This window comes from Romboutsia sp. MSSM.1001216sp_RTP31141st1_G3_RTP31141_220114, assembly GCF_039031195.1.
Classification (GTDB): domain Bacteria; phylum Bacillota; class Clostridia; order Peptostreptococcales; family Peptostreptococcaceae; genus Romboutsia_C; species Romboutsia_C hominis.
Genome location: NZ_JBCIUO010000002.1, coordinates 198784 through 212611, shown reverse-complemented (window position 1 = coordinate 212611; position 13828 = coordinate 198784). Strand labels below are relative to the sequence as shown.

Sequence of the window (13828 nt, the reverse complement as noted above, 5' to 3'; positions counted from 1 at the left end):
GTAGCTTTTATAAAAATATTAAATAATAATATCTAACCAAAAATCATATTTAGGAAAAGATGTATAGCAAGAAATTTTAAGAAAATAATAAAAATATACTTAAAAATTTAAATAATAAAAAAATATTGAACAATTACTAAAAAAAATATAAAAATGTTCTAATATTTGTGCTTATATGGTATAATGTTTTTATTATAATATACGTAAACAACAGGAGGACTGAAATGTTCAAAATTACAGAAGTATTATTAACAGAAGAACAAATAGCTAAAAAAGTAGAAGAGATAGCAAAACAAATAGAAAAAGACTTCAAAGGTGAAGAATTATTAGTAGTAGGGATACTAAAGGGTGCTAGTGTGTTTGTTTCTGACTTAATAAGAAAAATAGACTTAGATGTTAATATAGATTTTATGAGTGTATCAAGTTATGGAAAATCAACTGAAAGTTCAGGTGTTGTAAAAATACTAAAGGACTTAGATGTTAATATAGAAGGAAAAAATGTATTAGTAGTAGAAGATATAATAGATTCAGGATTAACATTAAGCAAATTAGTTGATGTACTACAAACTAGAAATCCAAAAACATTAAAATTATGTACACTATTAGATAAGCCTGAAAGAAGAAAAGCTAATATACCAGTAGACTATGTAGGGTTTACTATAGAAGACAATTTTATAGTAGGATATGGAATAGACTGGGCAGAAAAATACAGAAACTTACCTTATATAGGAATAGTTGGAGAAGAATAATATAGAAGACTTAGCAATGTTGCTAAGTCTATTTTTGTGTAAAGGGTATAAATAAATAAGAAAGTTAGGTATAATTACATAAAAGATAAGTACTTAGGAGGGGGAAATAAAATGGATATTCAATTAAGTATACTACAATTTTTTCAGTCTTTAAGATCTGGCGTATTAGATACTTTATTTTTAATACTTACTATAAGTACAGAAATACCTGTAATAGTTTTATTAACAACAATAATGTATTGGTGTATAAATAAAAAGTATGGTCAAAAGATATTATTTTCATTAGTAGGAAACGTGGCCATAAATTCAGGAATAAAAGATGTAATAAAGGCTAAAAGGCCAATAGGAATAGAAGGGATAACGTCTCAAAGAGTATCAACAGCAACAGGATATTCATTTCCAAGTGGACATACTCAAACTGCAACTTCATTTTGGACAAGTATAATAATTATATTCAAAAATACATGGATTAGTATAATAGGAGCTATTATAATTTTAGGAGTAGGCATATCTAGACTATACCTAGGAGTTCATTGGCCTATAGATGTAATATTTGGATGGGGATTTGGGATAATATTTACTGTAATATTTAGTAAATTTTTTGATTATGTAGATAATGAAAAAAAATATCTAAGTCTTATTTTAATGTTAATACCATTTGCATTAGTTGCATTTTTAGTAAATAGTTCGTCTTATATAAAATCATTTGGATTATTAACTGGATTTGTACTAGGGTATATAGTAGAAGATAGATATATACAGTTTGAAACAGTATCAAAAAATAAAAATAAAATAAACTTTAGTAACAAAAAAGATAATAAAATAGCTAAAAATATATGTAGATTTTTACTTGGAATAATAACTTTAGGATTAGTTTACTTAGGCTTAAAATATACTATGCCAAGTAACAACTTATTTGATTATATAAGATATACAATAGTAGTATTTTATGGAGTTTGTGGAGTGCCATTTCTGTTTAAGATATTTAAGCTATAGTAAGCTTTATTATTTATTGAATAAGATTAATTAAAACATGCATATGAGTATATATTAATTAGATGCAAAGTAAGTTACTTAAAGCTATTAAAAAGTTAAGCTTACTTAAAATAGAAGAGGTGTAAATTTGAAAAAAGTAGTAGTAATAGGAGCTGGAGCAGCTGGTATGATGGCAGCGGCAACTGCAGCAGATAGAGGATTAGACGTAACATTAGTAGAGAAAAATCATAGAGTAGGGCGAAAAATATTAATAACAGGAAAAGGTAGATGTAATATAACTAATAACTGTGATATAGAAGAATTAATAGAAAATGTACCTACAAATGGTAAATTTTTATATAGTGCATTTTATACATTTACAAACGAAGATGTTATAAATATGTTTGAAAGTTTAGGTGTAAAAACTAAGACAGAAAGAGGAAATAGAGTATTTCCAGAAAGTGATAAGGCACATGATATAGCTAATGCACTTCATAAACAAGTAATAGATAAAAAAGTAAAATTGTTATTAAATACTAAAGTAGAAGAAATAATAGCAAAAGATAAAAAAATAGAAAAAGTAATATTAGACAACAAAAAAGAAATACAATGCGATGCTGTAATAGTTGCTACTGGAGGAGTTAGTTATCCTCTAACGGGTTCTACTGGAGATGGATATAAATTTGCTAAAAAATATGGACATACTATAATAGATCCTAAACCTTCTTTAATAGGGCTTGAAATATGTGAAAGTTTTGTAAGTGAATTAGAAAAATTATCTCTTAGAAATATAAAAATAGAGTTATATAACGGAAAAAATAAGAAAATATACGATGACTTTGGAGAATTAGAATTTACAAAGTATGGTATAGATGGACCGGTTGTAAAGTCAGCTAGTTGTATGATGAAAGATTTATCAAAAAATACTTATAAGATAGTTCTAGATTTAAAACCAGCACTAGATGAAGAAAAATTAGATAAAAGAATACAAAGAGATTTCCAAAAGTATACTAACAAGGCCTTTAAAAACTCTTTAGATGACTTATTGCCAAAAAAATTAATACCAGTAATAATAAAGTTAAGTGGCATAGATGAAAATACTGTAGTTCATCAAATATCTAGAGAACAAAGAAAAGCATTAGTACATTTATTAAAAAATATTAATTTAACAGTAAAAAGATATAGACCAATAGAAGAGGCTATAATAACTTCAGGTGGAGTTAAAGTTGGGGAGATAAATGCAAGTACAATGGAATCAAAGCTAATAGATGGATTATTTTTTGCAGGAGAAGTAATTGATGTTGATGCTTATACTGGTGGATTTAATCTTCAAATAGCATTTTCAACAGGTTATTTAGCCGGATATTATTGTTAGCAAGAATTTAGATATTGTTACAAATATTACCTAGAATTAAAAAACTATAAATTCATATAATACTACCAAGAAACAAAATCAAAAGAAAGAAGGTAGTCAACAATGTCAAACAACAACAATAACAACAAAACAGTAGTTCCAGGAGCTAAACAAGCATTAAATCAAATGAAATTAGAAATAGCTAATGAGCTTGGAATGACAAATTACCAACAAATGGACAAAGGAAATCTTACTGCAAGAGAAAATGGTTATGTAGGTGGATACATGACTAAAAAGTTAGTTGAAATGGCAGAACAACAAATGTCAGGACAACAACAACAACAATAATATATTATTTTAATATATTAAGGAGCATCTTTTAGATGCTCCTTTAGTTTTATATAAAATTAAAAAATACATGACTTATATATTGGATAAAAAATTTTTGAATGGATAAAATAACAATAAAATACATTACATAAGGAGAAATATAAATGTCGACTGTTAATTTTGAAGAAATAAAAACTAAATTTATAAATGCAGATTTAGATGAAAAAATACGTATTTATACAACAACAGAAGGTCTTACAGTAGAACAGTTTAGAGAGCTTCTTAGATATTATCCAATACAGCATTTATCTAAGCTAGAAAAAGCATTAGGATAAATAATAAAAAGTCTTCACTTAATATTTAGGTGAAGACTTTTTATTATTTAAAAAATATCAAAATAATTTATATATGATATTAGATTAATTTACTTTCTCTGGTTTATGTACATAATTATAAATTCTTTCATTACCTAAATCTATAATACCAGTGCTTATGAATTTTATTAAATTATCAACATCACAAGCATTTAGGTATTCTATAGGAATTGACAATGTATATTCACTAGAGCTTAGCAAATTCTTTAATTTTAGTTTTTGAGAAATACTTGGTTTTTCAGGGATAGATTTATTTTTATGTTTTTTGCCTTTTGATAAATTAGCATTTTGCATACTTATTAATTTATCTATATAGTCTATATAAGATAATTTGAAGGTTTCATCTGATAAAAGATTTTCATCTAAAATGTCATTAATAGATTCATTAGATAGTATATTTTCAGCAAACTTATCAGCTGTAAGCTTACCAGTTATAATACCTTTTTGATATTTTCTGAGGACTTTTTTTGTGTGGCTATAGATTTTACTACGTGTTTCTAAATCAAGATTAGCCATTTGCATTAAAACCACTCCTTTTAAAGTGTATATTAGTCTATATATTTTATTATTGACAAGTATAAAAAATATTATAATTGTAAAAATTACAAATATATGGATGAAATATAGATTATATAAAAATAAGTAACTTGATAAGGAGAATTTATATGATAAATGGAATAATAAAGCTATTTTATTCTGAAATAGTAAAAACTAAGATGAAATCTATGCCTTCATCAGACTATACTTACAGAGAAGAGTGTAGAGAAATAAGAAATATGACATTAAAGTTAGATAGTGTATTTTTAAAGATTACAAAGCTACTATTAGCAATAATTATTTTATATATATCTTTTAATATAGAGATTTTATTTGGAATGGGGATGTTGTTAGTAGAATTGACTTATTTAATATATAAGATAAAGTTAGAAGCTCAAGTGAGAGAAAGTATTGAAAATATAAAAAATAATATAGAAATGCCTAAAATACCAACTATAGATGAGAGAGGAAAATCAGGATTAAATGTGTTAGTTACTTTGCTTATAATTGGATTATTAACAGGGTTTAATGCCATTATAATAGCAACTTTTATAATAGTTTTTATATTTACTATAAATAACATATATAGTAATATAAAGTAGACTATATAAAATTAGGGGGTAAGTAGTGATATGCAAAATTTTAATACTGATAGCCATAGAATGAAAAACTTAGTAGACATATCAGCTATGGTAACTAGTTCAACAGATTTTTATTCTATAAAAGATAAGATAGTAGACAAGATGTTAGAAGTTGTTCATCCAACTAAGGCTTGTGTTAATTTATTTTATCGAAATGACTATAAATACGCATACTTGGTGTGTTCTCAGACTTTAGAGTATATACCACAAGTATTCCCTATGGATCATGTACCACCAGTAAAATCTATGAGTAATCCAATAGGTATTAAAATAGATTTTAATGAATATCCTAAATATGTTCATGAAGCTGTAGAAGAAAAGAAAATAATATATATAGAAAATGTCTTTGAAGAGGAAAGAGCAAAAGACGAAAGGGATTTAGCTATAAAAGAAGGTTATACGGGAAGAATAGTATTTCCTTTCATAATAAACGATAAAGTAGTTGGATTTATGACTTGCTTTTTATCAAAAAATGATAGTATCTGTGAACAAGATATAGACTTTATATCATCTGTTGCATCATTGCTTAGTTTATCAATAGAAATAACTACTAAAAACAATAATATGCAATTTTTAGTACATAAATTAAGAGGTGCTATAAATTCAATAAATGCTGCAACTAAAAAGCTTTACTCAAGTAATAATATAACAGTATTCTTAGAGCAATTAAGTAAACAAGCTTGTAATATGACAAACAGCAAAGAAGCTTTGATATTAGTAGATGATAATGATTATAAAGATAGAGCATTTAACTATTACAATGTTGAAGATAAAAATAAAATAAACTTATATCCAATGTTAGAAAGTATCCAAGCGAGAAAATCAATTGGGGAATATCACAATAATGTAAATATAAAATCTGAATCAGAAGATACTATAAAAAGTTATATATATTATAAGTTAAGATATAGAAATAAAGTTATCGGATGTATAGTATGCGCTAATAGTCAAAACTATACAAAAGATGATTTGAATATATTAAGTATATTAGCAAAACAAGTATCAGTAGGTATGCAACTGTATAAATATAATTTAGAAGAAGTAAAGCATAAAGTACTTGATAATGAATTAAACCTTTTAAATAAACAGCAAAAGTTAATAATGGATGATGCTAAATTAGAATTAAGTAACAATAAAGAGTTAGATTACTATCATAGGCCAGCAAGAGTAGTTGGAGGAGACTTCTACTATGCTATGAAGGTAGATGATGATAATACAGTTTATATTTTGGCAGATGTTATGGGTCATGGTATGATTTCAAACTATATGGTTGCTATGATAAAAGGTGCCTTTAAAGTATTAGCAAATCATTATAAAACACCTGGAGAAATACTTACAAAGTTAAATAAAATGTTATATGATGAATTTGATAAAATGGACGTATTTGCTACATGTTTAGTAAGTGTTATAAATTCAAAAGAAAATAAAATAACAATATCCAACGCAGGACATTATAGTCCTATAATAATAAAGAATAATGGAGAAATAGAAGGAAATTTAAACTGTAAAAAAGGTATACCAATAGGAATAATGGATGAAGCTGAATATGCAAACAACTCTTTTGATATATCAAACTATTCACTATTATGCATGTACACAGATGGAATATTAGAAATAAAAAATGAGTCAAAAGAAGAATATGGGGTATCTAGATTAGAGAAATTCCTTCAAGATAATTACCAAATAGGTCATGAAGTTTTACAAGGAAAGCTAGAAGAAGAGTTAATAGACTTTGCAGGTAAAGATAACTTTGATGATGATATATTAGTAGTTATGTTAAAGGATAAATAGTATTTATTATAACTAAAAGATAAAGGGGGATAATTAATGTTTAAAGAAATATTAATAATAAATGGAAGCCCAAGAAAAAATAAAAATTGTTTTTCGATATCTAAGGAAATAAGTTCTAAACTAGAAGAAAATAATATAACTTACGAAATATTTAACATATATGATATGAATATTGAGTATTGTACTGCTTGTGGATTTTGCGAAAAAACAGGTTATTGCAAATTTAATGATGATATGACCCCTATGTATAAAATGTTTGATAAAGCCAAAGGAGTTATAGTAATAAGCCCTGTACATTTTGATTGCGTATCTGCTAAATTAAAAACAGTAGTAGATAGAACTCAGGCTATATATGCAAGTAAGTATATTCTTAATAAGCCATCAATAGATAGAGATAAGACTCGTATAGGAATGTACATAGCTGTTGGAGGTTCAACACCATATGAAACTCAATTTATGGGTGGCCAAATAGTCATGGATTTTTTCTTTAAAAGTGTAAACAATAAATTAAAATATAATATTTACTTAAATAGTACAGATAAATTAGGGTATAGTGAAAATCAACACTTTAAAAATGAACTAGATAAGGCAATAAAAAATTATATATGTGATGTAAAGAAGCTTGATTAATCAAGCTTCTTTTGATTGTAAATATATTTAGAAAATCAAATAATAAAAATATAAAATTAGAAATCTAATTATATATATACCAAAAAAAGTTAGAATAAAACATAATATAAAAAAATATTTAAATTAGAGTATTTTACTTAAATAATATTATACAATATATATAATAAATGAAGTTTAACAAGGAGAATGATATGCTAAGGTATTTAACAAGTGGAGAATCTCATGGGCAAAGCTTAATATCTATACTAGATGGAGTACCAGCTAATATAGAACTTGATTTTGAAGAAATAAACAAGGAGCTTAAAAAAAGACAAGGTGGCTACGGTCGTGGCGGCAGAATGCAAATAGAAAGAGATAAAATAAATATACTAGGTGGAGTTAGAGGTAAAAAAACCCTAGGTGGACCTATATCTATAGAAATAAAAAATAAAGATTATGAAAATTGGACAAAGTACATGAATCCAATGGAGGAAGTTGATTTAGAGACTAGAAAAGTAAGTAATGTAAGACCAGGACATGCAGACCTGGTAGGTTGCTTAAAATACGACTTTAAAGATGCTAGAAATGTACTTGAAAGGTCTAGTGCCAGAGAAACTGCAAGTAGAGTAGCCGTAGGTGCTATATGCAAGCAAATACTTAAAAATTTTAATGTAGAATTTACATCTCATGTAGTAAATATTGGTGGTGTAGAAGATAAAAATTTATATGAATTTGATTATATAAAGGAAAATGTAGATACTAGTCAAATAAGATGTGTAAATAAAAACCTAGAAGAAAAAATCATAGAAAGAATAGATAAAGCGAAATCAGAAGGTGATACATTAGGTGGAGTTGTAGAAATAAGAGTGAAAAATATTATTCCTGGGCTAGGTTCATATACTCAGTTTGATAAGAAAATAGATGGACAACTTGCTATGCATTTAATGGCTACTCAAGCCATAAAAGGAGTAGAAATAGGAATTGGATTTGATGTTAGCTCTTTAGCAGGGTCTTGTGTTATGGATGAAATAAGCTATGACAAAAATGAAGGTATAAAAAGAGCTACAAATAGACTAGGTGGAATAGAAGGTGGAATGACTACAGGAGAAGAGATTATAATAAGATGTGCAATGAAGCCAATACCTACATTATATAAGCCATTAAATTCTATAAATATAAATACACTGGAAAGTTATAGTGCAAGTATTGAACGTTCAGATAATTGTGCTGTTCCTGCTTGCAGTGTAGTTTGTGAAAATGTAGTAGCTTTTGTTATATGTAATCACTTCCTAGAAAAAATAGGTGGAGACAATTTAAATGACTTAAAATCAAATTATAATTCATACATAAAAAGGTTAGGTGAAAGAGGATGGAAAAGATAGAAACTGCTATTTGTAGTGTAGTAATAGATAAAGATTATAAATCCTTTAATGAAGCTGTAAAATTAGTAAACTCAAATGATATAAATAAAGGTTTAATAAAAGATGATATAGATTTAAATGATATATACGACAAAGTACTTATAATAAGTGATGATAATGTATATAAACATATGATGAAAGAATTTACAAGTTCTATAAAAGCTAAGTACATATATGAATATATAGTGTCACCAGGAGAACAATCTAAATCTTTAGATGTTTATGAGGAAATAATGAACTACTGTATAAGAATAAATTTATCTAGAAAATCTTTAATATTAGCCTTAGGAGGTGGAGTAGTAGGAGACCTTGCAGGGTTTATAGCATCTACTTATATGAGAGGAATTGACATTATACAAGTTCCTACAAGTTTACTTGCTCAAGTCGACTCTTCTATAGGTGGAAAAACAGGTATAAATTTAGGCAATTTTAAAAATATAATGGGAAGTTTTTATCAACCAAAACTTACTTATATAAATGTGAATTCTTTAAAAAGTTTAAGTGAAGAAGAATTTATAAGTGGTATGGCAGAGGTTATAAAGTATAGTGCAATATATGATTATGAATTTCTAGATTATCTAATAGAAAATAGTGAAGCTATATTAAATAAGGAAGAGAAATACTTATACTATATAGTAAAAAAATGCGCAGGTATAAAGGTAGAAGTAGTATCTAATGATGAAAAAGAAGGTGGACTTAGAAAAATACTAAATTTTGGACATACCTTTGGACATGGAGTAGAAAAACTATTAAAAATTAGCCATGGTAAGGCTGTAAGTATAGGTATGGCTATGGCATTTAAACTTTCATTAGATGAAAAATTAATATCCAAAGAGTATTATGATAAATTTATAAGAGTTATAAATTTATACAAACTACCTTTAAAATATGATTTAAATGAAAATATGGATAAAGATCATATTGCAAAAGAGATACTATACATAATGAAGAGTGATAAGAAAAATAGCTTTGGTAAAATAAACTTAATACTTCCAACAGAACTAGGAAAAGTAAGTTTAATGGATAATATAGATGAAGAAAAAATACTTAATATAATAAGGGAGAGTCAGAATGCTTAGAGGAAGTTTTGAACTTATAGGGGATAAATCTATATCCCATAGAGCCATAATGTTTTCATCAATATCAAAAGGACATAATAAAATAAGCAACTTTTTAATGGGCCAAGACTGCTTAAGCACAATATCTTGCTTTAAGAAAATGGGAGTAGACATAGACATAAAAGGAAATGAAGTTTTTGTAAAAGGAAATGGTCTATATGGTCTAAAGCCACCTAAAGATTTACTAGACGTAGGAAACTCTGGAACTACAATAAGACTATTAAGTGGAATACTAGCAGGAAATAACTTTGATGCAACACTTATTGGAGATGAATCAATAGGAAAAAGACCTATGAAAAGAGTTACAGATCCTTTAAGAATGATGGGATGCAAAATAGAAGGAAAAGACGATGCAAACTATACTCCTATAAAAATATATGGAGGGAACTTAAAAGGAATAGATTATAATATGCCAGTAGCATCAGCACAAGTTAAATCAGCTTTGATACTGGCAAGCTTATATGCAGATTCAAAAAGTATAATAAGAGAAAAAGTTAAAAGTAGAAACCATACAGAAATAATGCTTAAATCATTTGGAGCTGACATAAATGTAAATGATTTAGATATAACTATAAATCCAGTTAAAGAGTTATTTAATCAAGATATATATGTACCAGGAGATATATCTTCAGCAGCATTTATAATAGTAGGAGCTTTAATAACTAAAGGATCAGAGGTTTTAATTAAAAATGTTGGACTAAACAAAACTAGAACTGGAATAATAGATGTTGTTAAAAATATGAATGGAAATATAGAAATAATAAATCAAAGATTCGTTGGAGGAGAGCTAGTTGGAGATTTATTAGTAAAGTACAGCAAAGATTTAAATGCTACAACAATAGATAAAACTATAATACCAAGGCTTATAGATGAAATACCAGTTATAGCAGTACTTGCAACGCAAGCAGAAGGAACAACTATAATAAAAGATGCAAAAGAATTAAAAGTAAAAGAGAGTAACAGAATAAAATCTGTAGTAGATAACTTAAAATTAATGGGTGCAGATATAGAAGAACTAGAAGATGGAATGGTTATAAAAGGAAAAACTAAGCTAAATGGAGCTAGTATAACTACTTTTAAAGACCATAGAATAGCCATGGCATTTTCAATAGCTAATTTAATCTGTGATACAGATATAGTATTAGATGACAAAGAGTGTATAGATATATCTTTCCCTGGTTACTTTGACTTATTAAAAAAACTATCAATATAAAATTTTTATATAAACTAATATTTAAAGTTAATATTAATATGGTTAAAATAAATAAAAAATTATAATAAGATAAGTAAAAGTTGAAATACTAATTATGAATGAAAATAAAAGGGTTTTCTAATATTTCAGTAGAAATAATATTAAGAAAATTATCAAATTTTGAGAAAAGAATTTGATTTAATTAAAAAATTTATGTATAATTGGATGTTGTATACAAAATTTATGTAGGAGGGTTTTTTATGAAATTACCAATAGCTTTATCAAACAGACACGTTCATTTAAGTCAAGCTGATATAGAAACATTATTCGGAGCAGGACATGAGTTAACTCATTTCAAGCCATTATCTCAGCCAGGACAATATGCATGTGAAGAAAAGGTTGATTTAGTAGGACCAAAAGGAACTATAAAAGGAGTTAGAGTTTTAGGACCAGCTAGACCTAGCACTCAAGTTGAAATATCTTTAGCAGATGGATTTGCTTTAGGTGTAAAAGCTCCAATAAAAGAATCTGGAGATATAGCAGGAACTCCTGGTGTTAAATTAGTAGGACCAGCTGGAGAAGTTGAATTACAAGAAGGTGTTATAGTAGCATCTAGACATATACATATGAGCTTAGAAGATGCTAAAAACTTCGGTGTAGAAGATAAGCAAATAGTAAAAGTTAGAACTTTCGGACCAAGAGCTGTTGTATTTGAAAATGTATTAGTAAGAGCTAATGCAAACTTCGCTTTAGAAATGCACGTAGACGTTGAAGAAGGAAACGCTGCAGCAGTTAGAAACGGAGATATGGTAGAATTAATAGCTGAATAATTTTAGTTTATATTATAAATAAAAGGTAATCTCAAAATTGAGATTACCTTTTTAGTTATATAGTTTATTATTTATGTATTTATTAAAAATCTACTTAGTAGCAGATATTTTCATAGCTTTTGAATATTCCACTCCATATTCGTACATCTGCTCAAGAAGGGGAAGTAATTTTTCTCCAAGTTCTGTTAAACTATACTCAACCTTGGGGGGGATAACAGGATACACCTCTCTATGAACTAGGCCATCATCTTCTAAACTTCTAAGTTGATTTGTAAGCATTTTTTGAGTAACATCAGGAAGCTTTCTTTTTATTTCACTAAACCTAAGTGGGCCACTACTTAGATACCAAAGTATTAAAATTTTCCATTTACCAGAAACTAATTTATGAAATAAAGTCATAGGGCAAGTTTCAAATTTTGCACATCTATGACTCATGTGACATTGAGTATGAATCATATATACACCTCTTTCTATATAAATAGCATAGAAAAACTTCTAAAAAATATTAAAATATAGTCATATAGACTTATCATAAAGTATTTCTATGAAATATCTAACTTAAGACTTTTTATATCAAATAAGAAATTACATTCATTTTAAATGGGGGAGATATAATTCCTATATATGATCTCTAAAAAGTATTCCTTCAAAATTTTAAAAATGAAGACCTATTTATTATATCATAAATAAATTATTGTAAAAACCTTACAGTATATTTTTTGATACCATATATATTTTTAGGTACTGTATATATTTTTTGAAACTATATGTAAATAAAGTGCCTACTTGTTAAACAAAAAATATACAGATATGATTATATATGTGAGCTGGATACAAAATACAAATTGAAATTAAAGAGCTATGAATTTTAAATTGTTCTAAGGAAAAAATAAGTTTATATGATGCTCATAATATGCTAACATAATATGGAATAATATAAATATTTGTGTAGAAAAAAGGAGAATTTGAAATGAGTAAAATAGCAAAAATGATAGACCATACAGTATTAAAAGCTGTAACTACAAAAGAAGAAGTAATAAAGGTTTGTAATGAAGCAAAAGAATATGGATTCTTTTCAGTTTGTATAAATCCAACTAACATAGAGCTTGCTAAAAAAGAATTAGAAGGAAGCGATGTAAAAGTTTGTACAGTAATAGGTTTCCCTTTAGGAGCTAACACTAAAGAAGTTAAAGCGTTTGAAACAAGAGATGCTATAGCTAAAGGTGCAGACGAAGTAGATATGGTTATAAATATAGGTGCATTAAAAGATAAAAACTACGACTTAGTATATGAAGATATAAAAGCAGTAGTAGATGCAGCTAATAAAGAAGCTTTAGTTAAAGTAATAATAGAAACTTGTTACTTAACAGATGAAGAAAAAGTTAAAGCTTGTGAACTTGCAGTTAAAGCAGGAACTGACTATGTAAAAACTTCAACAGGATTTGGAACAGGTGGATCAACTCCAGCTGACATAAAACTTATGAGAGAAACTGTTGGAGAAAATATAGGAGTTAAAGCATCAGGTGGTGTTAGAACTGCTGAAGATGCAAAAGCTGTAATAGAAGCTGGGGCATCAAGAATAGGTGCAAGTGCATCAATAGCCATAGTTACTGGGGAAGACTCTATAAAAAGCGATTATTAGAAAAAATACAAATTTCTTGTTTAATCTACAAAATCGTGGGTATAAATGAAAGAGTAGAAGAAACTTATAATTAAACATATGGATATTATTTTAATAAACATATAGATTTTTCCTTTAATCAAATTAAGCAAAATAAAGGAATTTTACAAAACATAAAGAATATTTTGTTTATTATGTAATATTTAGAATTATGTAATAATATAGTATTGGGGGGAAACAATGTGCAATGTTGTATAACCTTGTACATTGTTTCTACAATACAAAA

15 protein-coding genes are annotated in these 13828 nt (G+C 26.9%); 13 read left to right on the top strand and 2 right to left on the bottom strand.

Features of this window, described 5'->3' with window-relative positions; all coding sequences use genetic code 11:
• The first annotated feature begins 224 nt into the window (after nt 1–224).
• The 5 genes from hpt to ABCP60_RS06470 all read left to right on the top strand — a co-directional run bounded on the left by hpt (nt 225) and on the right by ABCP60_RS06470 (nt 3743).
• Nucleotides 225–749, top strand: coding sequence for a hypoxanthine phosphoribosyltransferase (gene hpt, locus ABCP60_RS06490; protein ID WP_166505921.1), 525 nt, complete (start codon nt 225–227; stop codon nt 747–749).
• Nucleotides 750–860: 111 nt separating this feature from the next.
• Entirely contained in the window at nt 861–1745 is an 885-nt protein-coding gene (locus ABCP60_RS06485) for a phosphatase PAP2 family protein (RefSeq protein ID WP_092924056.1), read from the top strand.
• Nucleotides 1746–1872: 127 nt separating this feature from the next.
• Nucleotides 1873–3099 (top strand): NAD(P)/FAD-dependent oxidoreductase, encoded by a 1227-nt coding sequence (locus ABCP60_RS06480; RefSeq protein ID WP_166505920.1) that lies wholly within the window; start codon nt 1873–1875, stop codon nt 3097–3099.
• 102 nt (nt 3100–3201) lie between these two features.
• Nucleotides 3202–3426: an alpha/beta-type small acid-soluble spore protein gene (locus ABCP60_RS06475; RefSeq protein WP_092924062.1), complete on the top strand. Its 225-nt coding sequence runs from the start codon at nt 3202–3204 to the stop codon at nt 3424–3426.
• Nucleotides 3427–3572: 146 nt separating this feature from the next.
• The gene (locus tag ABCP60_RS06470) at nt 3573–3743 is read left to right on the top strand and encodes a hypothetical protein (RefSeq protein WP_092924065.1); all 171 of its coding nucleotides are present in this window, start codon (nt 3573–3575) and stop codon (nt 3741–3743) included.
• A gap of 84 nt (nt 3744–3827) precedes the next feature.
• On the opposite strand, the gene ABCP60_RS06465 is transcribed toward ABCP60_RS06470, so the two are convergent.
• Nucleotides 3828–4304 carry a hypothetical protein gene (locus tag ABCP60_RS06465; protein ID WP_092924068.1) on the bottom strand — a complete coding sequence of 159 codons (477 nt, stop codon included), beginning with the start codon at nt 4302–4304 and terminating at the stop codon, nt 3828–3830.
• A gap of 143 nt (nt 4305–4447) precedes the next feature.
• Here ABCP60_RS06465 and ABCP60_RS06460 point away from each other — a divergent pair, with 143 nt between their 5' ends.
• From ABCP60_RS06460 to ABCP60_RS06430, 7 genes are all read left to right on the top strand, one after another.
• The gene (locus ABCP60_RS06460) at nt 4448–4921 is read left to right on the top strand and encodes a hypothetical protein (protein WP_092924071.1); all 474 of its coding nucleotides are present in this window, start codon (nt 4448–4450) and stop codon (nt 4919–4921) included.
• Nucleotides 4922–4951: 30 nt separating this feature from the next.
• Nucleotides 4952–6751, top strand: coding sequence for a GAF domain-containing SpoIIE family protein phosphatase (locus ABCP60_RS06455; RefSeq protein ID WP_092924074.1), 1800 nt, complete (start codon nt 4952–4954; stop codon nt 6749–6751).
• Nucleotides 6752–6787: 36 nt separating this feature from the next.
• The gene (locus ABCP60_RS06450) at nt 6788–7381 is read left to right on the top strand and encodes a flavodoxin family protein (RefSeq protein WP_092924077.1); all 594 of its coding nucleotides are present in this window, start codon (nt 6788–6790) and stop codon (nt 7379–7381) included.
• Between the two features lie 191 nt (nt 7382–7572).
• Nucleotides 7573–8742 (top strand): chorismate synthase, encoded by a 1170-nt coding sequence (gene aroC / locus ABCP60_RS06445; protein ID WP_195581393.1) that lies wholly within the window; start codon nt 7573–7575, stop codon nt 8740–8742.
• On the top strand, nt 8730–9860 hold the full coding sequence (gene aroB / locus ABCP60_RS06440) for a 3-dehydroquinate synthase (RefSeq protein WP_195581392.1): 1131 nt from the start codon (nt 8730–8732) through the stop codon (nt 9858–9860). Before aroC ends, aroB begins: the two co-directional genes overlap by 13 nt.
• A complete protein-coding gene (aroA, locus tag ABCP60_RS06435; protein ID WP_195581391.1) occupies nt 9853–11112 on the top strand; it encodes a 3-phosphoshikimate 1-carboxyvinyltransferase in 1260 nt (419 codons plus the stop codon). Before aroB ends, aroA begins: the two co-directional genes overlap by 8 nt.
• A 239-nt stretch (nt 11113–11351) precedes the next feature.
• Entirely contained in the window at nt 11352–11921 is a 570-nt protein-coding gene (locus ABCP60_RS06430) for a phosphate propanoyltransferase (protein ID WP_092924088.1), read from the top strand.
• A gap of 90 nt (nt 11922–12011) precedes the next feature.
• Here ABCP60_RS06430 and ABCP60_RS06425 read toward each other — a convergent pair whose 3' ends face one another.
• Complete coding sequence (locus ABCP60_RS06425; protein ID WP_092927399.1) at nt 12012–12356, bottom strand: helix-turn-helix domain-containing protein; 345 nt, start codon at nt 12354–12356, stop codon at nt 12012–12014.
• Between the two features lie 535 nt (nt 12357–12891).
• On the opposite strand from ABCP60_RS06425, the gene deoC reads away from it, so the two are divergent.
• On the top strand, nt 12892–13563 hold the full coding sequence (gene deoC / locus ABCP60_RS06420; protein WP_166505916.1) for a deoxyribose-phosphate aldolase: 672 nt from the start codon (nt 12892–12894) through the stop codon (nt 13561–13563).
• The last annotated feature ends 265 nt before the right edge of the window (nt 13564–13828 follow it).